The following is a 26872-nucleotide window of genomic DNA, read 5'->3' as shown; positions in this document are numbered from 1 at the left end:
TTTAAGCGAAAATATACTCAGTTTGAAAAAGATAAATTTTAAAAGGCCACGGCTTTTATAGCATGAAAGTAACAGAACATATTGAGAAAGCAAATGGTAAAACCTTGTTTTCATTTGAAATAATCCCGCCTAAAAAGGGCACAAGCATACAGGAGCTTTATGACAATATAGATCCTTTAATGCAATTTAAACCTCCATTTATTGATGTTACTACTTCGCGCGAAGAATATATTTATATTGAGAAAGATGGTCTTTTAGATAAAAAAATAACGCGTATGCGCCCGGGTACGCTGGGTATTTGTGCCTCAATAAAACATAAATACAATGTAGACACTGTGCCGCATGTTCTGTGCGGTGGGTTTACTAAAGAGGAGACAGAATATTTGCTGGTAGACTGTCATTATTTAGGTATTGATAATGTAATGGCTTTGCGCGGTGATGCGATGAAAGAACAACAATATTTTGAAGCCACTCATGGGGGGCATGACTTTGCATGCGGACTTGTTGAGCAGATTCATGCTATGAATCAGGGTAAATATCTTAACAATGTGGTAGAGACCAGAAACTGTTCAGACTTTTGCATAGGGGTTGCGGGCTATCCTGAGAAACATCTTGAGGCACCGTCTTTAAAGAGCGATCTAAAACGCTTAAAAGAAAAAGTTGAGGCGGGTGCAGATTATGTTGTTACTCAGATGTTTTTTGACAATGATAAGTATTTTCATTTTGTAGAAATGGCACGTAAAGAAGGTATAACTATTCCTATTATACCGGGTATTAAACCTCTTGCAGTACAAAGACATATGCAATTACTTCCTCAGGTGTTTAAAATAGATCTGCCTCAGGATCTTATAGATGCAGTAGAAGATTGTAAAGACAATAAAGCTGTTAGGCAAGTGGGTGTAGAGTGGGCAATACAGCAATCTAAAGAGTTAATGGAATATGGTGTGCCGGTATTACATTACTACTCGATGGGAAAGAGTGATAATATTGAGGCTATAGCATCTCAACTTTTTTAATCGCACCTGCGGCTAATCTATAAAAGTCAAACCGAATTCAACTGTAATTTCTAAATATTGCCTCGAAGGCTTTCTTCGAGGTTTTTGATTAATTTTGCGGCAACTGCCCCTGATGAAATTAAAATTCCTATTCATTTTATTATTTACATGTTCCTTGTTTGCGCAGGAAGCAGAAGAGAAGCCGTATAGTATTGACGCCAGTTATTTTTATGGTACAATTCTTCAGCATAATAAAGACTTGGCACATCTTATCACAGGACATCCTACAGGTGTTATTTTAAGCTACAACAGGCGCACCTATGGTTTTAATGATTGGGAGGCACGATACAATTATCCTGATTGGGGTTTTTCTTTTACGTATCAGGATCTAAAAAATCGAAGTCTGGGGGAGAATTTTGGACTTTACGGCCACTTTAATTTTTATTTCTTAAACCGGAATTTAATGGCGCGAGTAGGACAGGGTATTGCCGTTGCCAGCAATCCTTTTGATCTGGATAACAATTACCGCAATAATGCTTATGGGAGCAGGTTATTGAGTTCTACCTATGTTATGCTGAATTACAAAAAAGCCAATATTCTGGATAATTTAGGAATACAAGCCGGGATTTCTGTTATTCATTATTCTAATGCAAATGTTAAAGCCCCTAACTCAAGCACAAATACTTTGGCTTTCAATATCGGGGTTAATTATCAGGTAGAAAAGACCGATTTTCCTGCCTTTATTCCCGAAAATAAAACAAAATATAGCGAGCCCGTTAAACTAAATCTGGCTTTTCGCAGTGGTGTGAATGAAAGCGATTATATAGGTTTAGGTCAGCGTGTGTTCTATGTTTTTTCAGCTTTTGCAGATAAGAGAATCAGTCATAAAAGCATATTACAAGCCGGGGCAGATCTGTTCTTGTCTAAATTTTTAAAAGACCAGATTGTGTATGAGTCTATTGCTTTCCCAAGTTTTGGAGTGAGCGGAGATGAGGATTATAAAAGAGTAGGGCTTTTCGTTGGTCATGAATTACGTTTCAACAAAGTAGCGCTGGTATCACAATTTGGCTACTACGTTTACTATCCATACAATTTTGAAGGTAGAATATATGAACGAGTTGGGCTAAAAAGATATTTTGGAGAGCACATTTTTGGTGCCGTTACCGTGAAAGCCCATGCCGCGAAAGCAGAATGCGTAGAGTTTAGTTTGGGTTGGCGGTTTTAATTCCCTTAGAGGAATAGTTTTTAAGAATATACTCCTAGACTAACACTGATGCAAATTGCCTAATTTACCTTCAAAGTAATCCAGATGTTTTTGCTTAAGCGGTTGTAGAAAACGCTTACCGTATTCAGTGTAAAACTGATGGTTTTTAAGAAATCTTATATTGAGTCTGTACCATTCTTCATCGGTATAATGAACATTTAAATGATTAGACCATTCTAATCTTAAGCGTTCATTTTTTTCCATAAAATCATCATCACCCAGATGCGCCAGATCTGCATCGCAAATTACTTTCTCAAGTATAGAATTGGGTTCGTGTTCAATTTTGGTAGCATTTATACAGGTAACAACTCTCTCAATTTTATCATCGGGATAACCTAGTTGCTTTAGATACAACATTGCGTTTGTGGCGCTTATGCATTCGTGCCCTGCATATGTAGCAATATAACCTGTATCGTGAAAAAGTGAGGCGATGAGAAGAGCTTCAAGATCATCTTTTACAAGACCTTCAAAATTTGCAATTACTTCACTCTTCTTATAAACTTCAAGAGTGTGAGCTATATTGTGAAAAGGTAAGGAGTTGCACCTGCTTTTACTAAGCAATTCTGTGCAGTGGGATTTTATCTCGTTAAGAAATGCCGCCATACTAATAGCCTTAGGGCACTTAATATTTTTCTCTTTTGCGTTTTTCATGATCTAGGGTCTGATGTGATAACGTAAAATTCCAGATTTATTATTTAGAGAACCTAATTTATACATCAATCTATATACTTTTAAAAGCCAATACATTTGATGTCTACAAGGTTCTGAAAACTACTCTAAAGATACGTACTCAATCTCAAGCAAATCTAAAGAGCATTTTCTCTTTAGGGGACTAAACGGTTTACAAGTTAGGGATTTATATGTATATCTGAAGATAACTCAATTTTCGGTTTTTAGACTGCCCTAATTTTGACGTAATTTGCTGAAAGTTCATTTTAATGATTCAGATTTTCTTTAGCTTAAGCGCATTCAAAAACTTTTTAACGTTACTTCTCGTATGTCTTATAATAAGTTGCGATTCAGAAAATGCAAATGACTGCTTTCAAACCGCTGGTAAAATTATAGAGACACAAATAGATGTTGAGCCATTTACCAAGATTAGAACAGAGACAGATGTGAAGCTGCTTATTAAACAAGGTGAACAACAAAAGGTTGTGATAAAGACCGGGGAGAATCTTTTAAATGATATCGAGATTAAGGTAGAAGATGGCAGATTGATCGCACGCAACAACAACTCCTGCAATCTGGTAAGAGATTATGGCATAACGCAAATAATCGTTACCACACCAGATTTGCAAGAATTACGCAATGGCTCTGGTGGCGAGATAGAAAGTGATGGCGTTTTAAAGTTCCCCTCGCTTATTTTGCAAAGCAATACGAATCCTCCCGCACCTACAGACATAAAAAAAAGTGGAAATTTCATTTTAGATCTGGATGTGCAAACTTTGAGAATACGAGCAAATGGAAAGAGTGTATTTTATTTAAAAGGAAATACAGATTTGCTTGACGTACGTTTTGAAGACGAAGCGCCCCGCCTTGAATCTCAGGATTTAATAGCAGATGAGGTACAGGTTTTTCACAGGGGTGCAAATAAAATGATCGTTAATCCGCAGCAGAGCATATCAGGAACAATAACCGGGACAGGAGATGTTATAGCTGTAAATCATCCGCCTGTAGTTGAGGTTGAAGAAGTTTTTAAAGGCAGGCTAATCTTTCAGGAGTAAATAAAATCTATGAAGTTAAAACTATCGCTGCTTGCATTCTTTTTTGTCCTAACCGTAACTGCTCAGGAATCTGAAGTTAAGCCTGTAAATATTGATGCTTCTTTTTTTTATGGCTCAATCCTGGAGCATAATCCAGATATAAACCATCTTATTACAGGTCATCCTACAGGATTTATATTGAGCTACAATCGTAAAACCTATGGTTTTAATGAGTGGGAGCGGCGCTATAATTATCCTGATTGGGGTTTCTCAATGACCTATCAAAATTTGCACAATGAGTATTTAGGCGAAAATGTGGGTTTTTACGGTCATTTCAACTTTTATTTTTTGAATAGAAATGCATATTTCCGCATTGGGCAAGGGTTTGCCGTTGCCGGAAATCCTTATGACGCTGAAACTAATTACCAGAATAATGCTTACGGCACGCGTTTATTGAGTTCAACATACATCGCCTTAAACTACAACAAACAGAATATCTATAAAGGCTTCGGTCTACAAACGGGTTTCACGATTATTCATTATTCTAACGCCAATTTAAGAGCGCCCAATAACAGTACAAATACCTTCGCTTTTACCGTGGGGACAAATTATAATATAGATTATGATAAGTTTCCAGACTACATACCTGAAGGTGAACATACAAAATATACAGAGCCTATTCATTATAATTTAGTGATGCGCGGTGGCGTAAATGAAAGCGATATTGTGGGGCAGGGTCGCTATCCTTTTTATGTGTTTTCTGCATTTGCAGACAAGCGAATTAATCATAAGAGCACATTCACAGCCGGGGTAGATTTTTTCTTTGCAACCTTTCTTAAAGAATTAATAAAGCTACAGTCAACTTCTTTCCCAGAGCTGGGCGTAAACGGAGATGAAGACTGGAAACGCGTGGGTGTTTTTGTAGGCCACGAACTGCGATTTAATAAAGTTGCTTTTGTATCACAGGTGGGTTATTATGTATACTGGCCATACGAATTTGAAAACCGCGTTTATAACCGTTTGGGACTAAAACGCTACTTTTCTGATGATATTTTTGGCTCAGTTACCGTAAAGGCGCATGGGGCAAAGGCAGAAGGTGTCGAGTTTAGTTTTGGGGTAAGGCTTTAGAAATTATATTGTTAAGTCTGTTCATGATAAATATTGTATTTTTCACCCCGGTTTTTATGGGATTATGAACAAACTGCTTTTTTTATTGGTTCTGCTGGCGCTTTCTGGCTGTAAGGATATGGAGACCAAAAAGGTTTCTTCAGAGACGTTTTTAAAAGAAGAGCTCAAGACGATTAACATGAGCGAGCTCGATGAATATCCTACTTTTGAGAGTTGTGATTATCTGGAAGAGAAAGAAGAAAAATGGCTCTGTTTTGAGCAAAAATTAGCCAGTAATTTCTATCAATATTTACAAAGTAAAACACTCGTTTTTAGCCAGGCGATGCAAGATACGGTTTGGGTAAAGATCGCAGTAAATGCAGAAGGAACACCTAAAATTGATAATATTCTAATTCCTGTTTCTGTAAAGCAGGATTTACCAAAACTGGATGTCTGGTTACATCAAAGCCTCGATTCGCTGCCTAAAATTTATCCGGCGATAAAACGCGGCATTCCGGTTAAAACGACCTTTAAACTTCCGGTTGTCATTCAGGTAAACTAACGTGTAAAGGGTTTAATTCTCAAAAGCGATTACAGAATAGAAAAAGATTTTCGCTCATCACTTTTTAAACTCACGACCTTTCCATTCATAATTTCCTAACTGACTACTAATCGCGATAAAAACTGTGAAAAAAGGATATAAAATCGCGCACCACAGGTAATTAATTAGGCTTCCTTTTTGCTTTATCAGAAATGCAGCTTGCGCAATAAGAATAAAATCAACAAGAAATTTCACCGCGATCAAAATCAATAAAAAGGGGCGATTTTCAACGAAAAATAATGCAATTAAAAGCGCCAAATTTCCCGTAAAAACCGCCCAGGAAGTCAAAATACCAAACCAGTTTTTATAAGCCGAAGCTTTGCTCGCCCAGCGTTTGCGTTGCTCGATAAGCGATTTCCAGGATGGTTGAGGCTGCGTTAAAACAAAAGCTTCAGGTGATTGTATATAAGAAACCGAACTGCGATCATTTTCAATAAATTTCTGCATTAAAAACACATCATCCCCGCTAGCGATTGAGTCATTTTCCTCATATCCCTTTAATCTGGCAAATTCCGCTTTCGCGAAAGCAATATTTGCACCGTTGCACATAAACGGGTGATTCAGGTTAAAAGCTCCAATGGTCGCGCCCTGCAAACTCAAAAAATCCAGTTTCTGAAAGTTGGTCAACAGATAATTTTTCCCGTCTAAAAATCCCACGGGAGCAGCAATAAATCGGCTTTTTTGGGTTAAAATCCGCTCATTAAACAGTTTTAGCCATTCCTGTGGAACAACACAATCTGCATCTGTAGTGACAATCCAGTCAAATTTTGAATGTGCAATGCCAATATTAAGCGCGTCTTTTTTAGGTGAACCACTTTTGCGCACATTATCTAAAACCTGAATGGAAATCGGTTTATTTCGCTTAAAATCGGCAATAATTGGCTCAAAATCGTCTGAGGAAGCGTCGTTTATTAAGATGATTTCAAAAAGTTCTTTAGGATAATTTATTTCGCTCAAAGATTGTAGAAGAACAGAAAGATTTTCTGCTTCATTACGAAAAGGAATCACAACAGAAAACCGCGTTTTTTGGTTTGTTTGAGGCGATTTTATACCTTTTTTAGCCGAAAATCCTATGATAAATGCGATAATCAGCGCACAATAAATCAGAATAAATATAGAGAGCAAAATAACCATTAACACGATGCATGAGTAACAAAATGAACTCGCGCCGGTAATTGCAAAGCGGCAACCTTATAATGCGTAGTTTTGTGTTTTGAGACTTTCATAAAGGTTTGAAAGTACATAAAATAATAGTTTACCTGCAGTTTGAAATCTGAAAAAATCATATTGGGCATCGACCCGGGAACGACCATTATGGGCTACGGCCTTATACGCGTGGTCAATAAAAAGATGGAATTCCTTCAGCTTAATGAGTTAATGCTGAAAAAATATGACGATCCCTACGTGAAACTCAAACTCATTTTTGAGCGCACCATAGAATTGATCGATACGTATCACCCTGATGAAATGGCTCTTGAAGCTCCATTTTTCGGCAAAAATGTACAGTCGATGCTAAAGCTAGGCCGAGCGCAAGGCGTTGCAATGGCTGCCGGACTTTCACGACAAATCCCCGTGACTGAATATCTGCCAAAAAAGATAAAAATGGCTATCACCGGTAACGGGAGCGCCAGTAAAGAGCAGGTGGCAAAAATGCTGCAAAGCCTACTCGGACTTAAAACTTTGCCCAAAAACCTCGACAGTACAGATGGTCTGGCTGCAGCGGTTTGTCATCATTTCAATTCCGGTCGTATAGATACGGGAAAAGGTTATTCCGGCTGGGAATCTTTTGTTTCTCAAAATGAGAAAAGAGTGGTTCCGCAAAAGTCTAAAGTGATTAAAAAGTAAGTAATGGAAACTTCAAAGTTTTCTACAGCGCATAAAACTCCCCCATTGGTGGTTGAGGGGCAGGGGCTCTACATCCACATCCCGTTTTGCAAGCAGGCTTGTCACTATTGTGATTTTCATTTTTCGACTTCGCTAAAAAAGAAAAACGAACTGGTTGATGCGCTTTGCAGCGAAATAATCTTGCGAAAAGGTGAAATAGGAGAAACGCTTGAAACCATTTACTTTGGCGGGGGAACACCCAGCTTGCTTGAGGAAAATGAACTCAATCAGATCTTTGAAACGATTTATTCCAATTTTTTAGTGGTTGAAAATCCGGAGATCACGCTTGAAGCAAATCCCGATGATTTGACCCAGGAAAAGCTGGAAATGCTTTCAGGAACAAAAATTAATAGATTGAGCATAGGTGTGCAATCTTTCTTCAATGAAGATCTCACACTTATGAATAGAGCGCATAATGCAACCGAAGCTTTGCTTTCGCTACAGCTGGCTAAAAAGTATTTTGATAATATTTCGATCGATCTTATTTACGGCATGCCGGGAATGAGCGACGACCGCTGGCGCGAAAATTTACAGATAGCGTTAGACCTTGATATTCCGCATATATCGAGTTATGCGCTCACTGTGGAGCCAAATACGGCGCTTAAAAAGTTCATTGATAAAGGTCTTATCAAGCCGGTTGATGATGAAGCCGCACAGGCGCATTTTGAAATTCTGGTTGAAACGATGGAAAAAGCAGGGTTTGAGAATTATGAATTTTCAAACTTTGGTAAGCCGGGATATTTTTCCAGAAATAACACAGCGTACTGGACGGGGAAAAGTTATCTGGGAATAGGCCCTTCGGCGCATAGTTTTGATGGCAATAGGCGAAGTTGGAACATCAATAACAATACGCTTTACATCAAGAAAATAGAAAAGAACGAACTCCCAATTGAGCGGGAGACGCTTTCTGTAACCGATAAATACAACGAATATGTAATGACCGGTTTACGCACAGTTTGGGGAGTTTCTTTAAATAAAATAACAACCGATTTTGGCCCTAAATATTCCGATTATTTGCTTCAGCAGGCCGATAAACATCTGGAAGAGCACCTGCTTTTTCAGGATAATGACCGTATCGTCGTCACCCGAAAAGGGAAATTTTTAAGCGATGGCATCGCAAGTGATCTTTTTCTGTTGAATTTGGAGTAAGATAGTAACATGTGACCTTGAAACAAGTTCAAGGTGACGCCTAAGTTGTCAGTTCGAGTAATTTTCAAAGAAAATTGTATCGAGAACCATATTTAGATACTTTTCCTCTAAAATTTACCTAAATCTCACTTTACTTAAGCCCAATATCTTTTGGTTTTGCTTATTTTAAAGCAGTAAATAATTCACCGCCCCCAAAAGATGAACTATGAGAGCTACCATAAATATTGAGAATAAACTGTACACGGTTGATTTTTCTAAACCTATAGATATTTCTATTCCGCTGCAGTCTGGTGACAACAATCCCGTAGCCTGGTATATTGACGCGCCGCTTATAGAACCGGTAAAAGAAGGGAAATGGGTGGCAAAAGTGAGCGAGGGCGCTTCTATAAATTTTCAAAATATACATTTTAATCCGCATGGTCATGGCACGCATACTGAATGTGTGGGGCATATTACTGAGCATATTTATAGCATCAACGACTGTCTAAAAACCTTCTTTTTTTCGGCGGAATTGATAACGGTTATTCCGGAATCTATGGGCGAGGATTATGTGATCAAAAAAAATCAGGTTGCAAAATTGCTGGCTGGTAAAAACCCTGAAGCTGTTGTCCTACGCACTCTTCCAAATACCCAGAGTAAAACAAAGCGAAAATGGTCACACACAAACTGGCCGTATTTGCTTGAGGAAACCTTGATATTCTTTCGTGAAAACGGTGTAAAACATTTATTGCTAGATCTGCCCAGTGTAGATCGTGAGAAAGATGAAGGGAAATTGCTGGGGCATAATGCGTTCTGGAATACTTCCGGTAAACTGCGTCTCGATGCCACCATAACCGAGATGATTTTTGTGCCGCACAATGTGCAGGATGGTAGTTACCTGCTCAATTTGCAAATCGCTTCTTTTGTAAATGATGCTTCTCCCAGCAAGCCGGTTCTGTATGCTCTGGAAAACAACTGATTTTTAGTCCTAAAAGGTGGTTTTTTGACCTTAAAAGCCGGTTTTCCCTTAATAAATCCCACTAGTAAGATTAAAAGACATTATTTACATTTACTTTATGGAATATCTTTTTATCGGTTTAGCAATTGGCAGTGTAGTTGCTTTTTTCGTTTTCAATAGATTTAATAAGGGTAGACGCACACAGAATGCGACCACACAGTCTGTTGTTTTGATGGAAAAAATACGTAGTGTTTGTAAATTCATTACTGTGGAAGGTGATTTTGCTGAAATCTATCATTACCAGAACGTAAAAGATAAATGGATGAACCTTTTTCTGGGAAGCAAAAAAGCACTGGTGCTTATTGATGCCAAAGCCTACATAGGTTTTGACCTGACCAAGATAAAAATGCATCCTGATGTAAAGAACCGCACCATCGTGCTGACAGATTTTCCTAAACCTGAGCTGTTGAGTATTGAGACAGATTTTAAATATTATGATAAAAAAGAAGGCTGGGCAAACCCATTTACTTCAGAAGACCTTACCGTGATCAACAGAGAGGCAAAACAGCATATTATAGATAAAGTACCAAATAGCGGACTATTTGAAGAGGCATCAAAACAGGCTTTGTCTACAATTGGTCTCATGGAAAACCTTGTACAAACCATAGGCTGGAAGCTAGATTATACGGCTTTGGAAGCTGTAAAGGAAACACCAAAACTTACTGAGAAAAATGCCGACTAAAACAATACAAACTGAAGAAATAAACGAGCAGCAGGTTGCTATCGTTCAAGAACTGGCTTACGAGATCTGGCCACAAACGTACGCTGAGGTTTTAAGCAAAGAGCAAATCGATTATATGCTAGATATGATGTACAGCATAAAATCGCTTGAGGATCAGGTAAAAAACGGACACAGAATGTTCATTTTTAAAAATGAAGGGCTACCCATAGGTTTTGTTACTTTAGAACATAATAAAGACGGAGAAGCAAAAACAAAGGTTCAAAAAATCTATTTACTACCCGAATTTCAGGGCACAGGTTTAGGAAGAATGATGATGGATTTTGCCGCTGAAAAAGCGATTGAATTTGGTGATAAATCGCTTGTTTTAAATGTAAATCGGTACAACAAAGCATTAGGTTTCTACGAGCATTACGGCTACAAAATCATGTCACAAGGCGACTTTGACATAGGTCACGGCTACCTGATGGAAGATTACATCATGGAAAAAAAACTGTAAAACATTCCCCCTCCTGCTTGTGCTGAGCATAGTCGAAGTAGGAGAGGTTAGGTGAGAGAAAGGGATGAACATAGAAGAATACCGCGATTACTGCATTACAAAACCCGGCACAACAGAAGAATTTCCTTTTGATAAAGATACTTTGGTCTTTAAGGTAATGGGAAAAATGTACGCTCTGGCTTCCCTTTCGGTGTGGGAAAGTGGCGAGGCACGTATAAATTTAAAGTGCGATCCCGATAAGGCAATTCGCTTGCGCGAAAAGTTTCCTGACACGGTTTTACCGGGTTATCACATGAGCAAAATACACTGGAATACAGTTGTGCTCAACCAAGCACTTTCTACTGATAAAATAAAAGAATTAATTGATCACAGCTACGATCTCATCGTACAATCACTAACTAAAAAAGCTAAAGAGCAACTTGCTCAATTAAAGTAGTGACCTGCAAGGCTTACATGTAGACCTGCAAGGTTTCAAAAACCTTGTAGGTCTTCCACGCCTCGTCGGTAAGCAAACTTCGTAGGTCTTTTTGGTGTTGTTTTCAAAAACCTTGTAGGTCTTCCACGCCTCGTAGGTAAGCAAAACCTTGTAGATCTTTTTTGGTATTGTTTCAAAAGCCTTGTAAGTCTATAACAAAGTTAACTTTCTCCCACTTTTATACCTGTTTACACAAGAGGACTTTATATTTGTCTTTTCCAAAAAACAATAATGCAGAATCCCGCTTCTTTTTATAAAGAGAATATAAATAAACACAACGAGAGTCTTAAACAGATAAAGCAGCGCCTGTTTGTTTCTAGTATGATAAGATTGATTTTGTTCCTCGCAGCCTGCGCTGCGGTCTATTTTATGTGGAGCAATACTCAAATCGTGATTGCGATAATAATCGTAACGATCGCATTGTTTGTGTTTTTGGTTTCTAAGCATAGCGATTTGCAATACCAACGCGATTATCTTCAAAAATTAATCGGTTTAAATGAAACTGAAATTAAAGTACTAAACCGTGATTTTTACGATTTGCCTTCCGGCGAAAAGTTTAAGAATCCGTTGCATTTTTACAGTCAGGATGTTGATCTTTTTGGCAGAGGATCGTTTTTTCAATATTTAAACCGAACCAGCCTGGAAAGTGGCGCAGAACGATTAGCGCATCAGTTTACTGAAAATGCTATTGATAACATTCCGCAAAAGCAGGAAACTATTCAGGAACTCGCTCATAAAGCAGAGTGGAGACAGCAATTTTCGGCTACAGCCGCACTGGTAAAAACTAAAACCACAGCTGCTTCCATTATTGATTGGTTAACAAATTACAAACCTTTCGTTTCGCCGGTAATGCAGTATCTGCCGGTTGTATTTTCTGCAATTTCTATTCTTATTTTTGTTCTAGCCTATTTTGATCTTGTTCCTTCATTTATAATCATAATCTGGTTTTTTCTAGGGCTGGGTATTGTGGGTTCGCAGGCTAAAAAAGTCAATAAACTTTCAGAAGAAGCAGGTAAGACACAAAGCACTTTTGAGCAGTATTATAAATTGCTTATACTGCTCGAAAATGAGCCTTTTAAAGGCGATTTATTGGTCAAAACCGCCGATTTTATTCGATCTGAAAAAACTAAAGCTTCTGCTGTAATCAAGTCTTTTTCGCGTATGCTGGGAGCACTCGATCAGCGTACTAACATGATGGTTGGTGCTTTTATAAACGGTTTTTTTCTTGCAGATCTGCGCAATTCATTCCGCATAGAAAAGTGGATCGAACTCAATGGAAATCAGGTAAGCAAATGGTTTGAAGTGATCGCATTTTTTGATGCGTATAACAGCCTGGGGAATTTTGCTTTTAATCATCAAAATTATGTTTTCCCGGAGATCAATCACGACAAACACGTGCTTGAAGTTAGCAAAGCATCGCATCCTTTGCTCGATCCTGCTAAGGCGGTCGCTAATGATTTTACCATAGATGCTCATCAGTTTTTTATCATTACAGGAGCAAATATGGCGGGAAAAAGTACGTTTTTACGCACCGTTTCATTGCAGATTGTGATGGCAAATGCGGGGCTTCCGGTTTGTGCAGCTTCCGCGAAATATTCGCCTATTAAACTCATCACAAGTATGCGCACGACAGATTCGCTTACAGATGATGAATCTTATTTCTTTTCAGAATTAAAACGACTTAAATATATAGTTGAAGCCATTAAAGAGGATCGTTATTTTATTATTCTTGACGAAATTTTAAAAGGAACAAACAGCACAGATAAAGCGATTGGCAGTCGCAAATTCATCAACAAACTGGTTGCGTCGCATTCTACCGGGATTATCGCTACGCATGATCTAAGTCTTTGTGAAGCTGCAGATGAGCTGGATGAAGTGAAGAATTACTATTTTGACGCGCAGATTAAAGATGGCGAACTCTTCTTCGATTACACTTTTAAAAAAGGAATTTGTCAGAATATGAACGCTTCGTTTCTACTGCAAAAAATGGGAATCGTTTAATTGAGTTTTCGATATTCCAGCGGACTCATACCTTTTACTTTTTTAAAATAACGGTTAAAATTTGATACAGAAGTAAATCCTGACTGAAAGGCAATGTCTGTAATAAGCTCTTTAGATTCCTGTCGCAGCAATCGGCATGCGTGTTCTAATCGCAGTTCGATTAGAAATTGGTAGAAAGTTTTATTTGTACGAGTCTTAAAAAAGCGACAAAATGCAGTTTTAGTCAGTGACGCTTCTTTTGCAATTTGCTCGAGGGTGATCTCCTGTTGAAAGTTCTGTATGATATAATCAAATATCACCCCCATACGTTTTCCTTCCACATCGCTAAAACGTTTATTGATCTGGAAGGTTGAAAGTTCTTCCTTTCGCGAGCTGTGCAATTTCTGTAACAATTCAAAAAATAAGGCAAACCGTTCCAGCTTTGAGGTGTTTAGAATTTTAGTAAAAGTTTCTTTCAATGCTTTGGTGGGGTGCAAAACCTTAAACCCGGAATTTGATCTGTTAAAGAAAGATCTCAGGTTTTTAATTTCTTCGATCTCAAAGAATTTTTCCCAGAAAATGGTTTCATTAAAGAAAACGCTAAGCATATAAGATGATTTCGTTGTCGGAATATCACTCTGAAAAACATGCGGAAGATTAGTTCCAAGTACGATCACATCACCTTCGGTAAAGCGGTTTACAGTGTCGCCCACAATAAGCGTTCCCGTGCCGGAAACTATGTAACTTAACTGCACTTCCTGATGTTGGTGCAGCTTGTCATAAAAAATCCATTGCTTATCTTCCTGAATAATGAGAAAGTCATTTTTAGGCTTAGGGATCTTAAATGGAAGAACTTTCAAATCGTTTTTGCCTGAAAATTATGCAAAATATTCCATCTGTTCTTAAAACAGGATAATATATGCACAGTTTTGGCTAATAATAGGGTATAAATAGCCGATTTTCAAGGTTAAATTAGAGGTTTTAAATAGAAACTTATGCAATTGAATTGGGAAGGAGTAATGCCGGCGTTGACCACCAAGTTTACCGCAGATGATAAACTTGACTTAGATCTTTTTGAAGTTAATATCAATGCGCAGCTTGAGGCTGGGGTTCACGGTATTATTTTGGGCGGAACTTTAGGCGAGGCAAGTACACTCACAAATGAAGAAAAAAGCGTTCTCATCAAAAAGACAGTTGAGATTGTTGATGGTAGAGTGCCTGTACTTATGAACATTGCAGAACAGACCACAAAAGGCGCGATTGCGGCAGCAAAACAGGCAGAAGCAGACGGTGCTCTGGGGCTCATGATGCTACCGCCCATGCGCTACAAAGCCGGTGATGAAGAAGTTATCGCTTATTTTAAAGCGGTTGCCGGCAATACAGATTTGCCCATTATGGTGTACAACAATCCTGTGGATTACAAAATTGAGGTAACACTTGATATGTTCGCAGAGTTGCTGGAACATGACAATATACAGGCTGTAAAAGAATCAACGCGAGATATTTCTAATATCACACGCATTATTAATCGCTTTGGCGAAAGGCTAAAAATTTTCACCGGTGTGGATACGCTGGCATTAGAAAGTTTATTGATGGGCGCAAACGGCTGGGTTGCCGGCCTTGTAGATGCTTTTCCTAAAGAGACAGTAGCTATTTATGAACTGCAAAAAGCCGGGTATATTAAAGAAGCGCTTGAGATTTACAGGTGGTTTTTACCACTTCTTGAGCTTGATATTGACCCTAAACTGGTGCAGAACATTAAGCTTGCCGAGGTTTATACCGGCATTGGGTCAGAATATGTGAGAGCACCTCGGCTTCCGTTGGCTGGTGAACGACGGGAAGAGGTGCTCTCTATCATAAAAAAGGGTATCGCCACGCGCCCACAATTGCCTGATTATAAAAATTTGTCTCAAAAGGCTGTTTTGTCTTAAAAGAATTTCGCTTAAAGCGAAAAAAAGCATGTGATCAAAAATGATAGGAGGAAAGAATTTTATTGGCAGTAAACAATCTGCAGAAGGAGAGGTGACCTATAAAACCTATAATCCCAAACTGGATGTTGAGAACGCGTGGACGTTCTATAAAGCTACTTCTAAAGAGATTGATGCTGCTGCGAAAAAAGCCGAAGATGCATTTCCTGCGTTTCAACAAAAATCAGGTAAAGAACGAGCAGTTTTTTTACGCGCAATAGCAACAGAAATTGAAGCTTTAGGTAACGAACTTATAGAAACGTATACTACTGAATCAGGCTTGCTGGAAGGTAGAGCGATAGGAGAGCGTGGCCGCACCATAAATCAATTAAAAGCTTTTGCAGACCTGCTTGATGAAGGTTCATGGGTCAAGGCAACTATAGAAACAGCACAACCTGAGCGAGAACCTTTGCCAAAACCCGATCTGCGAAAAATATACAAGCCGCTGGGGCCGGTGGCGGTTTTTGGGGCAAGCAATTTTCCATTTGCATTTTCTACGGCGGGTGGTGATACTGCGAGTGCTCTGGCGGCAGGCTGTCCTGTGGTTGTAAAAAGTCATCCCATGCACGCCGGTACCAGTGAACTGGTTGCAAAAGCAATACTTACAGCTGCAGAAAAAACAAATATGCCAGATGGTGTTTTTTCACATCTCAACAGTAAAGATATAAAGGTAGGTGCCCAACTGGTGCGCCATCCTGCTATAAAGGCTGTTGGTTTCACCGGAAGCAAAAAAGGCGGTATCGCTTTATGTCAAATCGCTGCAGAACGGGAAGAACCTATTCCTGTTTTCGCAGAAATGGGCAGTGTCAACCCGGTTATTATTCTGCCCGGAGCGGCTGAAAAAAACGCCGATAAATGGGCAAAAACCTACGCAGGGAGCATAAATTTAGGAGCTGGTCAATTTTGCACCAATCCCGGACTCATATTTGGTATTGCGGGTGATGAGCTAACTTCTTTTTCAAAACTGCTTTCTCAATATTTATTAGATCAAAAATCGGGATGTATGCTGCATCCTGCAATTGCTGAAAACTACAATAAAGGTCAGCGTAAATTTTTAGAAGAAAATGGGGTTGAAACGCTCGCGCTGGGGTTTGAAGCAGAAGGTGAAAATTATGGTAAGCAAGCGCTTTTAAAAGTTAGCGGGACAGATTTTGTAAATAATAAAAACCTGCACCAGGAAGTTTTTGGCCCTATGTCTTTGCTTGTTGAATGTGAATCAAAAACTCAGCTTGTAGAAATTATAATGAATCTTGAAGGCCAATTAACGGGAACAATCCTGGCCGAAGACAATGAGGCCCACCAATACGCAGACCTAATGCATGCTCTTTCATCCCGGGTGGGCCGAATTATCTTTAACAATGTGCCGACGGGCGTTGAGGTGTGCGCAGCTATGCAACACGGTGGTCCTTTCCCAGCATCTTCAGACAGTAGGTTTACTTCTGTAGGTACTCATGCAATAGAGCGGTGGGTGAGGCCACTTTCTTTTCAGGATTGGCCTGATGATCTGCTCCCGCCAGAACTTCAAAATGCTAACCCGTTGCAGATTTTAAGAGCGGTAAACGGGTCTTTTTCACGAGACAGTATCAAGTCCTAATATGAAACAAAAATTCACTTTCCTTATCTGTTTTTTCTTTCTGAATGCTGTTATCGTTCAGGCTCAGCAGGCTTCTGCTTTACTAGATACCATTATCAAAAAGGAAAGTGAGTACAGACCGTATGATTACAAAGATTTTCCGTTAGGTAAATATGATGAAGCGGTTTATAAAGAGGAAGCTGAATTTTCAGAAGGCTTGATCAAAGAACTTAATGCTATTTCGCCAGAAGATTTAAGCCGAACGAAACAGGTTTCCCTCCAACTTTTGCGATACAAGCTTCAGGAAAATGTAGATTATTACGAGTATAAAATGTACCTCAATCCTGTGCAGGCAGATCAGGGTTTTCATTTAAATCTTAATTATCGGGTTAGGCCTATCACAAATTATGAAAGTGCCAAGGGCTATTTGAATATGCTTAAGGCGATTCCGTACTTCGCTAATAGTCAGATCGAATTGATGCGAAAGGGGTTAAAAGAAGGTACTTCTCAACCAAAGATCATTTTTAAAGGCTACGAGTCTACCTACGATACGCACATTGTCTCAGGTCCTGAATCAAGTTATTTTTATTCCCCTTTTAAGAACCTGCCTCAAACTATTTCGCCAGAGCGAAAAGATTCCCTGCTTGCTGCGGCAAGAGAGGTAATTACAGACAGTGTAATTCCCAGTTTTAAGACGATCAAGTCATTTTTTGAAACAGAATATATCCCTGAAACTCGTGAAGCAATTGGGGTTTCCAACCAACCCGGGGGAGCAGATTTCTATCAAAACCGAATAAATTATTATACCACTTCAAAAGAATATACCGCTCAGGACATTCACGATATTGGCTTAAAAGAAGTAGATCGCATCCATAAAGAAATGGAGAAAATCATCGATGAAGTGGGATTTTTAGGCACTTTTGCCGAGTTTTTCCAGTTTCTACGCACCGACCCGCAATTTTTTGAAACTTCCGGAAGAGAATTACTTCGTGATGCCCGCGACATAGCAAAGCGTATAGATGCTCAGCTACCTCATTTTTTTAGTACACTTCCTCGAAAGCCATACGGAGTTAAAAAAGTTCCAGATGCTATTGCACCAAAATATACCGGTGGGCGCTATTCCGGCAGCGGTAGTAGCTCAGAACCGGGCTGGTATCTGGTAAATACCTACAAACTAGATAGCCGTACGCTGTATACGTTGCCCGCACTTACTGCTCATGAAGCAGTGCCGGGACATCATTTACAGATCTCGTTAAACCAGGAATTGGGTGATAGTTTGCCCAACTTTAGACGTAATTTTTACCTCTCCGCCTACGGCGAGGGCTGGGGATTGTACAGCGAGTATCTGGCAGATGAAATGGGAATTTACACCACGCCTTACGAGAAATTTGGTCAGCTCACGTATGAAATGTGGCGCGCATGCCGCTTAGTGGTTGATACGGGAATTCATGCGTTTGGCTGGTCGCGTGATGAGGTTGTTGATTATATGTCAAAAAATACAGCGCTTTCCATTCACGAGATCAATACAGAAACCGATCGTTATATCGGTTGGCCGGGCCAGGCGATTTCGTATAAAATTGGCGAACTAAAAATCAGGGAACTGCGACAATTGGCAGAACAAGAATTGGGCGAAAATTTTGACATTAGAGAATTTCATGAAATAATACTTGGTCAGGGAACAGTGACTCTGCCCATTCTTCAAGAAATGGTAAAAGCCTATATACAAGCTAAGAAATAAATGGCTGTGTATACTTTTATATGTATTGACGCCCATACGTGTGGCAATCCCGTGAGGCTGGTGAAGTCCGGTGGTCCCGCACTTACCGGTAATTCTATGAGTGAGAAGCGGCAGCATTTTATTAAAGAATATGACTGGATACGCACAGCATTGATGTTTGAGCCTCGTGGTCATGATATGATGAGCGGCAGTATTTTATATGAGCCTAGTGACCCACAGAATGATGTTGCTGTTTTGTTTATCGAGACCAGCGGTTGCCTGCCCATGTGTGGTCATGGTACAATCGGTACAATTACCATCGCTCTTGAAGAAGGCTTGATAAAACCTAAAACACCCGGAAAAATAAGAATGGAAGCCCCTGCTGGTCTTATTGAAATAGAATACCAACAAACCGAAAAAAAAGTAGATTGGGTAAAACTTACCAATGTAAAAAGTTATCTGGCTGCGAAAGACCTAACAATTGATTTTCCCGGTTTAGGAACGCTCACTTTTGATGTTGCCTACGGTGGGAATTACTACGCGATCATAGATCCGCAAGAAAATTTTAAAGGCTTAGAAAATTATCAGGCAGCTGAATTGATCAGGTTTAGTCAGGCGATAAGAGCTGCTATAAACGAAAAATATAAGGATCATTTTATTCATCCTGAAAATACAACCATACGTGATGTAAGTCATGTGTTATGGACAGGCACACCCCTCAATCCTAACTCCTCTGGCCGTAACGCGGTCTTTTATGGTGAGAAGGCCATTGACCGTTCCCCTTGCGGCACTGGTACTTCTGCCAGGCTGGCCCAGTTACACGCCAGGGGATTATTACAAAAAGGTGAAGATTATATTCATGAAAGTTTTATAGGTTCAACCTTTACAGGCCGAATAGAAGCAGAAACTATCCTTGCCGGGAAACCGGCAATTTTGCCCAGTATCAAAGGTTGGGCACGTATTTATGGGTACAACACGATTTTAATTGACGAAGAAGACCCGTATGCGCACGGTTTTCAGGTTATTTAGAAAATTAAAAAATGAAAAATTTTAAATTCTTACTGCTTTTCCTGCTTCCATTTATAAGCGTGGCCCAACAGGATACGCTGTCTATGCAAACCTATAAACGCGCGGCAGCGTTTAGAACAACGAGCCTCAGGAACAAGGAGGTTTTTAACCTAAGAACAAGCACGTATTGGTTTAAAGACAATTCTGGGTTGTGGTTTGTTGATTACGCTTCAAGCGGAAAGAAATACAAAAAGGTCATATTTAAGCAAGGAAAAGTAGAACCTCTATTTGATCAGGAAGCACTGGCTGATGCCTTGTCTAACTTCTACAAAAAACCGGTTTCTGCTGACTCTTTGGATATTGAAAACCTGGAAAAGGAGGACGAAAATCTGTTTTTTTCGATTAAAAATCAGCAATTTAAGTGGAATGATAAAAATGGTAAACTCACTGAAGTTGAAAAGAAAACTGAAGAAGATAATAATGAAATGCTTTCTGTTTCGCCAGATGGCAATTGGGAAGCTTTTCCTAAAAATCACAACATTTACATACGTTCTAAAGAAACAGGAGATACGATCCAGTTGAGCACAGATGGGAAACCGGGTTACGATTATGGCAGTTACTATGGTTGGTTTGACATCATGGAAGGTGAGAATGCAGAACGCCCCGTGCATTTTGGGGTGCGCTGGTCTGAAGACGGGAAATATCTTTTTACGCAGCTATGCGATGTACGCAATGCCGGGAAGATGTATTTGCTCGATTACAGCATAGATAGTTTGTACAGGCCCAAGTTGCTGTCATATTATCGCGGTTCGCCAGGAGATACAAATATGGTACATGTAAAACCGGTGATCTTTGATATGGCTAAAAAGAAAGAAATACAAACAGACCTTCCTTTTAATACGCATATCAATGCTGCAAATGTGCGGCAGGCGACAGATGCAAAAGATGTAGCCTATGCGAGTTATGCAGAACGCGGTTTTCAAAAAGAACATCTGTTAAAAATCGACCTAAAGACGGGTAAAACCACCTCTTTACTAACAGAAATCAGCGCAACCAACATAGATAATTTCAATTACTGGCCGCTTGAGAATACCGGTAAACTCCTTTTTTCTTCAGAACGTAGCGGGTGGAATCAGCTGTACTTACTTGATGTAGAAACTAAAACTGTAAGTCCGCTAACAAACGGCAATTTCGTGGTAAACGAGGTGAAACACATAGATCAGGAAAAGGGAATCATATATTACACGGCTTCCGGGGTTTCTGCAGATATGAATCTATATCATCAGCAATTGTTCAGTGTCAATCTGAGAGGTGAAAAAACGCTCCTAACACCCGAAAAAGTGCACCATGAGGTCGATTTTTCACCAAATGGGGAATATTTTACAGATAATGCCTCCACGGTTCAAATTCCCACAGTGACCACGCTCAATAAAGCTTCTACGGGAAAACAAATAGCTGTCCTCACAAAAGCTGATGTGAGTACTCTTGCAGAAAAAGGCTGGAAGGTGCCTGAGGTTTTTTCGCTTAAAGCGAAAGACAATAAAACAACAATCTACGGCGCATTATGGAAGCCGACCAATTTTGATCCTGCGAAATCTTATCCGGTTCTGGATGCCACCTACACCGGGCCGCACACACAGGTGTTTCCTAAATCTTTTGATCGCGCGATATCTTATCAGGATCTGGCCGAATTAGGTTTTCTGATAGTGGCCGTTGACGGACTGGGAACTGCGGGAAGGTCTAAGGCTTTTAAGAATGTATCGTACAAAAACATGGGCGATAACCTGCGCGATCATGTGCTGGCGATTAAATACCTGGGTCAACAACATGCGTGGGTTGATACTACGCGGGTGGGGATTTTTGGTCATTCTGCCGGTGGTTTTGATGCAGGGCATGCCATGCTCGCTTTTCCTGATTTTTATAAAGTGGCAGTTGCAAGTAGTGGCGATCATGATTTTAGGATGGAAAAAGCCTGGTGGCCAGAGATGTACATGGGTTGGCCGGTTGATAGCACCTATAACGAAGTTTCAAATATTACCATGGCCGGGAACCTGAAAGGAAAACTGCTTCTGGTGCATGGTGGTATTGACGATAATGTGAATCCTTCGGCTACTTTTAAGTTTGCTGAGGCGCTTATAAAAGCCGGAAAGCAATTTGATATGTTGATCATCCCAAGTCAGCGGCACGGTTACACCGGGAAATATTCAGATTATTTTACCAAAAAAAGGTGGAACTACTTTATCAAAAACCTGATGGGGAAAGAAACAAGGTGGGATTTTGAGTTAGAATAATAGTTAGTTTGAAACTAGATTCACGTCATGATGAATTCGTTTCAGCATGACACCAAAAAGCATCAAATGACACGCTGATGAGACCCTGAAATAAATTCAGGACGACTAGAATGTTTGTTAACAGTAATAAATGAGTAAAGAAATAATCATCATAGGTGGTGGAATTTTAGGACTTTCATGTGCCTATTACCTGCAAAAATCAGGTCATATAGTAACCATAATAGACCAGTCTAATATGGATTCTGGTGCGTCATATGTGAACGCTGGTTATTTGGCGCCCAGCCACATTATTCCGCTTGCTGCCCCGGGTGTCATGCGCAAAGGAATTAAGTGGATGTTCAGTCAGGCGAGTCCGTTGTATTTAAAACCCCGCTTAGAAGCCGATTTTCTAAAATGGGCTTGGGCTTTTAACAGATCCTGCTCTCCCAAACACGTGCAACGAGCGATTCCTGCCATACGTGATATTAATATTTTGGGTAGAGATTTATATGCCGAAATTAAAAAGACTGAAAACTTCAACTTTCAGCTGGAGAAAAAAGGACTTTTTATGCTCTGCAATACACATAAAATGCTGGAAGAAGAAAGCGCAGTTGCCGAAATAGCTGTAGAGGCCGGACTTGTAGCCAGAACACTTGCTGCGGACGAAGTTGAACAGATGATGCCGGAGGCAACAATGAATATTGTGGGAGCAACCTATTATGAGAGTGATCATCATACGACTCCGCATGAGTTTATGGAAGAAATGAAAGCCTTGCTCATTGGGAAAGGCGTGACCATTTATAAAAACGAAAAAGTGGTTGATTTCGCTTTAAGCGGAAATAAAATCTCAAGAATTATTACAGATCAACAAGAGCTAGTGGCTGATGAAATTGTGATGGCAGCCGGTTCCTGGACGCCTACATTAACTAGAAAACTAGGGATAAAAATGCTTTTGCAAGCCGGGAAAGGGTATCGCGTAAATACCGAGCAGCCTACGGGAATTACGTATCCTGCTATTCTTGCCGAGGCCAAAGTTGCCACTACGCCTATGAACGGGTTTACGCGTTTTGCCGGGACAATGGAAATTGCAGGAGTGAATAATTTGATCAATCCGGTGCGGGTAGATGCCATTGCCAGAGCAGCAAAAACCTATTTTACCGAAGTAGAAATCACGGCTAAAGAGAAAGAAGCCGCCCAATGTGGTTTACGCCCGGTAACTCCAGACGGGATGCCATATATAGGTAAATCTGCAAAATGCGACAATCTCACTTTTGCCACAGGTCACGCCATGATGGGCTGGTGTCTGGGACCGGCGACAGGCTTGTTGGTTTCAGAAATTATCAATGAGAAAAAACCGTCGTTAGATCTGAATTTTTATAACCCAGACCGCCGATTTTAGTCACAAAAAACCTGATTTTTGAAGCGAAATAAGCGGTTTTTATAGCAATTTTCGCTGCCGTTTGTAGAAAGCATCTTGTTGATCCTGCATGAGTTGGCGGGCCATTTTCTTTTTGTATTCGTAGATTTCTTCTTCCTGAGAAAGGTCACCGTATACTTTGTCATTGATGATATTATCGCTTTCAACCAGTACTCTGCGCTGATTAGCTTTTTGTGTCGCCCAAGATCTTATTTCGGCTTCTATGTCTGCTAATTTGATGTCATATTCTCCTTTAGGCGAAATAAGCTTCGCGAAAATAGGAGCGGTTTCTATCGCCAGAAAAAGTAAAAAGATAAAGAAAGAAGGTAACCAAGGAAGTTCGTTAAGAGCATTCACTCGGGCCATCAATCCGTCAAAACCATCAATAATAGGTTGCGTAGTTTTTACCTGATTGTCATAATCAGTTTTTAGCTGAGTTTGCTGTGTTTCTATAGCAGCAATTTTATCGGCATTGGTTTTTTTTAGCGCTACAAGTTCCGCCAAAGCCGCATCGTGTTTCTCTCGTTTTTCCTTGTAAACAGGACCTTTTCCTAAAATTTCTGTCCCTTTACGGCCTTCCGCTTCAGCGATATACGTATCATAGAGATTGTTGACTTCGGCTTCTTTAGCGGCGGTTTCATCTTTTAGCGTTTGTATTTCGCCATCGAGCGCAGCTATAGCAGGTGTATATTGATCTGCGATTTGGTTTTGATTGGCCAGCGTAAGGTCATTTTTCTGCTCAAGTAATACTCGGTCAATTTCTTTATTGAAAATTTTCAGTTCGAGCGGTTTTGAAATTACCACAGCGATTATCAAGGCCAGAATAAGTCTGGGAATCGCCTGGAGGAATTCATCCATAAAACTGTCTCGCTTTTTTATGGTAGAAACGATAAAACGGTCAAGATTAAAAATTAGGATTCCCCAAATAAAACCGAAGAAAATAGCAGTAAAAATATTATCGAAAACCGTATAAAGCGCGTAACCGGAAGCGATAAAAGCCATGACAGCGGTAAAGAATACGGTGGCGCCTATCCCGGCGTATTTAGTCTGCTCGCCCTGCGAACAATCGTCTAGCAGAACGGTATCTGCCCCGGAACAAAGAATAAAAAAGCGCTTTAGCATATTAGTTTATGAATTTGATTGATGATGAACTAAAGATGCTAAAACGCCAAAAATGAGTTTACTATTGTCTGCCTTAGGCGATTTTAAGGCCTTTTAAACTGATTTTCATATAAATATATTAATTATTTGTGATAAAAACTGTGGGTTTATCACCTTTACCTGATTTATTAGCTCTGAAATTGAGGTTTTCTTTTTCGTCAAAAAGTTCCTTGGCTTTTTTAGCTGTTATCTTTTTTCCGTTATAATAGAAATTTGCACCTTCTTCTTTCATTTGATTGATCATTTCTTCCGGACTGGGCGGAGCTGGAGGAGCAGGCGGCTCAGGTAATGGCTGAAGAACCGGTGGAGTTGGTGGAGCAGGCGGAACAACTTCTACATGCCGTACAACCTGAGGCTCCAGGTGAGGTTCATGCCCAATTGTGGGAGGTGCTGGTGGAACCTGAGGTTCCGGGAAATTGTTAATTGTGGGAGGAACCGGCGGAGCTGGTGGAGGAGGAGCCAAGCCAACTTGAGTATGACGATAGATCTCGGTCTTTAGATATTCCTTATTTAGTTTTTTCCGTATGCTGTCATCGCTGGTACTAAATTGAATATTCATGGCGTGAAGATCATAATCCTCATTAGTCCAGTTTGCGGTTGCCTGATCTACAGCTTTCGCGAAATTTTTAATTGTTGTGGTTTTTCCGTTTACTTCAATTTTGTCATCGGTTACAACTACGCTTAACTTTTGCAGATCCTGAACAGCTCTTACTTGTGCAACTCTATGATTTTGATTGCCGGTGGGTGGCTGGGTAGAGTTTTTGTTAATTTTAATTGCTGCCAGAAATTTGTGCTCCTCAAAATAATCATGAGTCATGAGATCAATCTGGTAAAAATGTTTACCATAATTAACTGCGTTTTTCTCAAGCTTACTTAAACTGTAGTATGCAAAAGCATCAGGGGTTAAAGATTTTAACTCATTATTTACTATGCGTTTTCCGTCAACCCAAACTCCGTACTGACCGGAATTTTCCCATTCAATGAGTTGTTTTTTATTGGGAATGCGCTTCGCAAGCATGATGGAATCTCCTGCAACGTCTTTTTGTTTGATAGTTTTTGCTGAGAGAGGATTCACTATTTTTTCCTGAAATACCTGCTGATTTTTAAGCTGTGGAGCCGATTTTTCAGGTTTTGCGACGATTTTTTGATTAAAAAAGTAGATGCAAAAAGTAAGCACCGGAAGCAGAAAAAGTAGTCTGACGGCTAATTTTTTAGCCGAAAATGAATGTGATAACATAACGATTCGTTTTTTAGTTAATGAATAATTGATCGGGCTTGATAGTGCGGTGTGATGAGAACCTCCCGAATAGTTAAATAAAAGATTTGTATAATTAATGATGTCTTTCTTTTCGCTTAAAGCGGCCTGGTCTGCCAGGAATTCGTGATTAAGTGCGACGCTTTTTTTAATTAAAATAAGCAACGGGTTAAACCAAAGCACAACTTGCAACAATTCTACAAACAGAATATCCCAACTGTGCTTTTGCGTGACATGCGCCTGCTCATGAGCCAGAACTTCAGGTGCGATCTGGTGTTGTTTATACTCAGTTTTTGGCAGGAAAATGTATTTTAAAAAAGAATGTGGAACGACGTTTTGAGTCAGCAGAACATCGATATGTTTGGGCTTTTTTACCTTTTCGTTACTGGTTATCTTTTCGCGTAAGCGGAATAAATTGCGCCCAAAGCGAAAACCAAAAACTGCAACTCCCACGAAGTATACACTGCCAAAAATTACGGGAAGCCAATCGGTTTTTTCTTCTTTTATAATTGCCGTGTTGGGTGGATTTATGATTTGAAAAGTGGCGGGTACTTCGTGCAATTGCTCTTGTGGAATAGCTTCAACGGCATATGTAAACGTAATAAGCGGCAGCGTTAATGAAAGAAAAAGACTCGCTAAAAGGAAAAATCGTTTAAATGTATGCGCTGCCTGTTGCTCAAGAGCAAGCTTGTAAAAGCCCCAAAGAACGAGCATGCAAAGAACGGATTTGATGATGTAAGCTGTCATGATTTCTCTTTTTTAAGGCGTTCATCAATCAGTTTTTTAAGGTCTTCAAGCTCTTGCTGAGAGAGATCTGTTTCTTTTGTAAAGAAGGAAGCAAACTGCGCTGCAGAATCGTTGAAGAAGTTTTTGATCATACCGTTGACCTGCTTTGCGAAATAGTCTTTTTTTCGCACTAGTGGGAAATACTCGCGTGAACGACCATATTGCACATAATCTACAAAATTCTTATCCTGCATACGTTTAAGTAATGTGGCAATAGTAGTGGTTGCAGGTCTGGGTTCGGGATAAGCTTCTATAAGATCTTTCATAAAGGCTTTATCCTGTTTCCAGAGGATTTGCATAAGTTGTTCTTCGGCGTTTGAAAGTTGCATTGCTCTACGAGATTAGAATTTACTCTACAAATGTAGAATAATATTTTAATTCTACA

The 26872-nt window shown here is 39.8% G+C and carries 24 protein-coding genes; 18 read left to right on the top strand and 6 right to left on the bottom strand.

Translation table 11 applies throughout. The annotated features are described in order from the left end of the window. The first annotated feature begins 62 nt into the window (after positions 1 to 62). Both metF and ACH3O9_RS05255 read left to right on the top strand, forming a co-directional pair. A complete protein-coding gene (gene metF, locus ACH3O9_RS05260; RefSeq protein WP_416444989.1) occupies positions 63 to 1016 on the top strand; it encodes a methylenetetrahydrofolate reductase [NAD(P)H] in 954 nt (317 codons plus the stop codon). 112 nt (positions 1017 to 1128) lie between these two features. Beyond that, positions 1129 to 2220, top strand: coding sequence for an acyloxyacyl hydrolase (locus tag ACH3O9_RS05255; RefSeq protein ID WP_416444987.1), 1092 nt, complete (start codon positions 1129 to 1131; stop codon positions 2218 to 2220). Between the two features lie 39 nt (positions 2221 to 2259). On the opposite strand, the gene ACH3O9_RS05250 is transcribed toward ACH3O9_RS05255, so the two are convergent. Beyond that, entirely contained in the window at positions 2260 to 2910 is a 651-nt protein-coding gene (locus tag ACH3O9_RS05250; RefSeq protein WP_416444985.1) for an HD domain-containing protein, read from the bottom strand. A gap of 287 nt (positions 2911 to 3197) precedes the next feature. Here ACH3O9_RS05250 and ACH3O9_RS05245 point away from each other — a divergent pair, with 287 nt between their 5' ends. From ACH3O9_RS05245 to ACH3O9_RS05235, 3 genes are all read left to right on the top strand, one after another. After that, complete coding sequence (locus tag ACH3O9_RS05245; protein WP_416444983.1) at positions 3198 to 3983, top strand: head GIN domain-containing protein; 786 nt, start codon at positions 3198 to 3200, stop codon at positions 3981 to 3983. 9 nt (positions 3984 to 3992) lie between these two features. Then, a complete protein-coding gene (locus ACH3O9_RS05240; protein ID WP_416444981.1) occupies positions 3993 to 5090 on the top strand; it encodes an acyloxyacyl hydrolase in 1098 nt (365 codons plus the stop codon). A gap of 64 nt (positions 5091 to 5154) precedes the next feature. Next, positions 5155 to 5631, top strand: coding sequence for a hypothetical protein (locus ACH3O9_RS05235; RefSeq protein WP_416444979.1), 477 nt, complete (start codon positions 5155 to 5157; stop codon positions 5629 to 5631). 57 nt (positions 5632 to 5688) lie between these two features. Here ACH3O9_RS05235 and ACH3O9_RS05230 read toward each other — a convergent pair whose 3' ends face one another. Next, positions 5689 to 6795 carry a glycosyltransferase family 2 protein gene (locus ACH3O9_RS05230; RefSeq protein WP_416444977.1) on the bottom strand — a complete coding sequence of 369 codons (1107 nt, stop codon included), beginning with the start codon at positions 6793 to 6795 and terminating at the stop codon, positions 5689 to 5691. Positions 6796 to 6936: 141 nt separating this feature from the next. Here ACH3O9_RS05230 and ruvC point away from each other — a divergent pair, with 141 nt between their 5' ends. The 7 genes from ruvC to ACH3O9_RS05195 all read left to right on the top strand — a co-directional run bounded on the left by ruvC (position 6937) and on the right by ACH3O9_RS05195 (position 13354). Then, on the top strand, positions 6937 to 7515 hold the full coding sequence (ruvC, locus tag ACH3O9_RS05225) for a crossover junction endodeoxyribonuclease RuvC (RefSeq protein WP_416444975.1): 579 nt from the start codon (positions 6937 to 6939) through the stop codon (positions 7513 to 7515). Between the two features lie 3 nt (positions 7516 to 7518). Next, positions 7519 to 8703: a radical SAM family heme chaperone HemW gene (gene hemW / locus ACH3O9_RS05220; protein WP_416444973.1), complete on the top strand. Its 1185-nt coding sequence runs from the start codon at positions 7519 to 7521 to the stop codon at positions 8701 to 8703. 205 nt (positions 8704 to 8908) lie between these two features. Beyond that, the gene (locus ACH3O9_RS05215; protein WP_416444971.1) at positions 8909 to 9661 is read left to right on the top strand and encodes a cyclase family protein; all 753 of its coding nucleotides are present in this window, start codon (positions 8909 to 8911) and stop codon (positions 9659 to 9661) included. Positions 9662 to 9758: 97 nt separating this feature from the next. Then, entirely contained in the window at positions 9759 to 10382 is a 624-nt protein-coding gene (locus ACH3O9_RS05210) for a DUF4230 domain-containing protein (protein WP_416444969.1), read from the top strand. Further along, positions 10372 to 10878: a GNAT family N-acetyltransferase gene (locus ACH3O9_RS05205; RefSeq protein WP_416444967.1), complete on the top strand. Its 507-nt coding sequence runs from the start codon at positions 10372 to 10374 to the stop codon at positions 10876 to 10878. Before ACH3O9_RS05210 ends, ACH3O9_RS05205 begins: the two co-directional genes overlap by 11 nt. 64 nt (positions 10879 to 10942) lie before the next feature. Beyond that, positions 10943 to 11314 carry an MmcQ/YjbR family DNA-binding protein gene (locus ACH3O9_RS05200; RefSeq protein WP_416444965.1) on the top strand — a complete coding sequence of 124 codons (372 nt, stop codon included), beginning with the start codon at positions 10943 to 10945 and terminating at the stop codon, positions 11312 to 11314. 270 nt (positions 11315 to 11584) lie between these two features. Then, positions 11585 to 13354 carry a MutS-related protein gene (locus ACH3O9_RS05195; RefSeq protein ID WP_416444963.1) on the top strand — a complete coding sequence of 590 codons (1770 nt, stop codon included), beginning with the start codon at positions 11585 to 11587 and terminating at the stop codon, positions 13352 to 13354. Here the strand turns inward: ACH3O9_RS05195 and ACH3O9_RS05190 are convergent. After that, positions 13351 to 14193 (bottom strand): AraC family transcriptional regulator, encoded by an 843-nt coding sequence (locus ACH3O9_RS05190; protein WP_416444961.1) that lies wholly within the window; start codon positions 14191 to 14193, stop codon positions 13351 to 13353. The genes ACH3O9_RS05195 and ACH3O9_RS05190 overlap by 4 nt on opposite strands. A 135-nt stretch (positions 14194 to 14328) precedes the next feature. Here ACH3O9_RS05190 and ACH3O9_RS05185 point away from each other — a divergent pair, with 135 nt between their 5' ends. The 6 genes from ACH3O9_RS05185 to ACH3O9_RS05160 all read left to right on the top strand — a co-directional run bounded on the left by ACH3O9_RS05185 (position 14329) and on the right by ACH3O9_RS05160 (position 23267). Next, the gene (locus ACH3O9_RS05185) at positions 14329 to 15264 is read left to right on the top strand and encodes a dihydrodipicolinate synthase family protein (RefSeq protein ID WP_416444959.1); all 936 of its coding nucleotides are present in this window, start codon (positions 14329 to 14331) and stop codon (positions 15262 to 15264) included. A 40-nt stretch (positions 15265 to 15304) separates the two neighbouring features. Beyond that, positions 15305 to 16894 (top strand): aldehyde dehydrogenase (NADP(+)), encoded by a 1590-nt coding sequence (locus ACH3O9_RS05180; RefSeq protein WP_416444957.1) that lies wholly within the window; start codon positions 15305 to 15307, stop codon positions 16892 to 16894. A 1-nt stretch (position 16895) separates the two neighbouring features. After that, positions 16896 to 18611: a DUF885 domain-containing protein gene (locus ACH3O9_RS05175; RefSeq protein WP_416444955.1), complete on the top strand. Its 1716-nt coding sequence runs from the start codon at positions 16896 to 16898 to the stop codon at positions 18609 to 18611. Further along, a complete protein-coding gene (locus ACH3O9_RS05170) occupies positions 18612 to 19619 on the top strand; it encodes a 4-hydroxyproline epimerase (protein WP_416444953.1) in 1008 nt (335 codons plus the stop codon). 11 nt (positions 19620 to 19630) lie between these two features. After that, positions 19631 to 21889: a prolyl oligopeptidase family serine peptidase gene (locus ACH3O9_RS05165; protein WP_416444951.1), complete on the top strand. Its 2259-nt coding sequence runs from the start codon at positions 19631 to 19633 to the stop codon at positions 21887 to 21889. Positions 21890 to 22019: 130 nt separating this feature from the next. Beyond that, positions 22020 to 23267 carry an NAD(P)/FAD-dependent oxidoreductase gene (locus ACH3O9_RS05160; protein ID WP_416444949.1) on the top strand — a complete coding sequence of 416 codons (1248 nt, stop codon included), beginning with the start codon at positions 22020 to 22022 and terminating at the stop codon, positions 23265 to 23267. A 39-nt stretch (positions 23268 to 23306) separates the two neighbouring features. On the opposite strand, the gene ACH3O9_RS05155 is transcribed toward ACH3O9_RS05160, so the two are convergent. The 3 genes from ACH3O9_RS05155 to ACH3O9_RS05145 form a co-directional block, all read right to left on the bottom strand. Continuing rightward, positions 23307 to 24407, bottom strand: coding sequence for a DUF4407 domain-containing protein (locus tag ACH3O9_RS05155; RefSeq protein WP_416444947.1), 1101 nt, complete (start codon positions 24405 to 24407; stop codon positions 23307 to 23309). 118 nt (positions 24408 to 24525) lie between these two features. Continuing rightward, positions 24526 to 26448: a M56 family metallopeptidase gene (locus tag ACH3O9_RS05150; RefSeq protein ID WP_416444945.1), complete on the bottom strand. Its 1923-nt coding sequence runs from the start codon at positions 26446 to 26448 to the stop codon at positions 24526 to 24528. Then, the gene (locus ACH3O9_RS05145; RefSeq protein ID WP_416444943.1) at positions 26445 to 26816 is read right to left on the bottom strand and encodes a BlaI/MecI/CopY family transcriptional regulator; all 372 of its coding nucleotides are present in this window, start codon (positions 26814 to 26816) and stop codon (positions 26445 to 26447) included. Before ACH3O9_RS05145 ends, ACH3O9_RS05150 begins: the two co-directional genes overlap by 4 nt. Between the last annotated feature and the right edge of the window lie 56 nt (positions 26817 to 26872).

Origin of the sequence: Leeuwenhoekiella sp. A16 (assembly GCF_047946675.1) — a bacterium.
In the GTDB taxonomy this organism is placed as follows: domain Bacteria; phylum Bacteroidota; class Bacteroidia; order Flavobacteriales; family Flavobacteriaceae; genus Leeuwenhoekiella.
The sequence above is the reverse complement of the archived record's forward strand: the minus strand, read 5'-3'. Positions and strand labels throughout refer to the sequence as shown.

What these genes read in the sequence shown, in the direction of transcription:
- metF (WP_416444989.1), top strand. Translation starts at nt 63, where the DNA reads ATGAAAGTAACAGAACATATTGAGAAAGCAAATGGTAAAACCTTGTTT.
- ACH3O9_RS05255 (WP_416444987.1), top strand. Translation starts at nt 1,129, where the DNA reads ATGAAATTAAAATTCCTATTCATTTTATTATTTACATGTTCCTTGTTT.
- ACH3O9_RS05250 (WP_416444985.1), bottom strand. Translation starts at nt 2,910, where the DNA reads ATGAAAAACGCAAAAGAGAAAAATATTAAGTGCCCTAAGGCTATTAGT.
- ACH3O9_RS05245 (WP_416444983.1), top strand. Translation starts at nt 3,198, where the DNA reads ATGATTCAGATTTTCTTTAGCTTAAGCGCATTCAAAAACTTTTTAACG.
- ACH3O9_RS05240 (WP_416444981.1), top strand. Translation starts at nt 3,993, where the DNA reads ATGAAGTTAAAACTATCGCTGCTTGCATTCTTTTTTGTCCTAACCGTA.
- ACH3O9_RS05235 (WP_416444979.1), top strand. Translation starts at nt 5,155, where the DNA reads ATGAACAAACTGCTTTTTTTATTGGTTCTGCTGGCGCTTTCTGGCTGT.
- hemW (WP_416444973.1), top strand. Translation starts at nt 7,519, where the DNA reads ATGGAAACTTCAAAGTTTTCTACAGCGCATAAAACTCCCCCATTGGTG.
- ACH3O9_RS05215 (WP_416444971.1), top strand. Translation starts at nt 8,909, where the DNA reads ATGAGAGCTACCATAAATATTGAGAATAAACTGTACACGGTTGATTTT.
- ACH3O9_RS05210 (WP_416444969.1), top strand. Translation starts at nt 9,759, where the DNA reads ATGGAATATCTTTTTATCGGTTTAGCAATTGGCAGTGTAGTTGCTTTT.
- ACH3O9_RS05205 (WP_416444967.1), top strand. Translation starts at nt 10,372, where the DNA reads ATGCCGACTAAAACAATACAAACTGAAGAAATAAACGAGCAGCAGGTT.
- ACH3O9_RS05200 (WP_416444965.1), top strand. Translation starts at nt 10,943, where the DNA reads ATGAACATAGAAGAATACCGCGATTACTGCATTACAAAACCCGGCACA.
- ACH3O9_RS05195 (WP_416444963.1), top strand. Translation starts at nt 11,585, where the DNA reads ATGCAGAATCCCGCTTCTTTTTATAAAGAGAATATAAATAAACACAAC.
- ACH3O9_RS05185 (WP_416444959.1), top strand. Translation starts at nt 14,329, where the DNA reads ATGCAATTGAATTGGGAAGGAGTAATGCCGGCGTTGACCACCAAGTTT.
- ACH3O9_RS05180 (WP_416444957.1), top strand. Translation starts at nt 15,305, where the DNA reads ATGATAGGAGGAAAGAATTTTATTGGCAGTAAACAATCTGCAGAAGGA.
- ACH3O9_RS05175 (WP_416444955.1), top strand. Translation starts at nt 16,896, where the DNA reads ATGAAACAAAAATTCACTTTCCTTATCTGTTTTTTCTTTCTGAATGCT.
- ACH3O9_RS05170 (WP_416444953.1), top strand. Translation starts at nt 18,612, where the DNA reads ATGGCTGTGTATACTTTTATATGTATTGACGCCCATACGTGTGGCAAT.
- ACH3O9_RS05165 (WP_416444951.1), top strand. Translation starts at nt 19,631, where the DNA reads ATGAAAAATTTTAAATTCTTACTGCTTTTCCTGCTTCCATTTATAAGC.
- ACH3O9_RS05160 (WP_416444949.1), top strand. Translation starts at nt 22,020, where the DNA reads ATGAGTAAAGAAATAATCATCATAGGTGGTGGAATTTTAGGACTTTCA.
- ACH3O9_RS05155 (WP_416444947.1), bottom strand. Translation starts at nt 24,407, where the DNA reads ATGCTAAAGCGCTTTTTTATTCTTTGTTCCGGGGCAGATACCGTTCTG.
- ACH3O9_RS05150 (WP_416444945.1), bottom strand. Translation starts at nt 26,448, where the DNA reads ATGACAGCTTACATCATCAAATCCGTTCTTTGCATGCTCGTTCTTTGG.
- ACH3O9_RS05145 (WP_416444943.1), bottom strand. Translation starts at nt 26,816, where the DNA reads ATGCAACTTTCAAACGCCGAAGAACAACTTATGCAAATCCTCTGGAAA.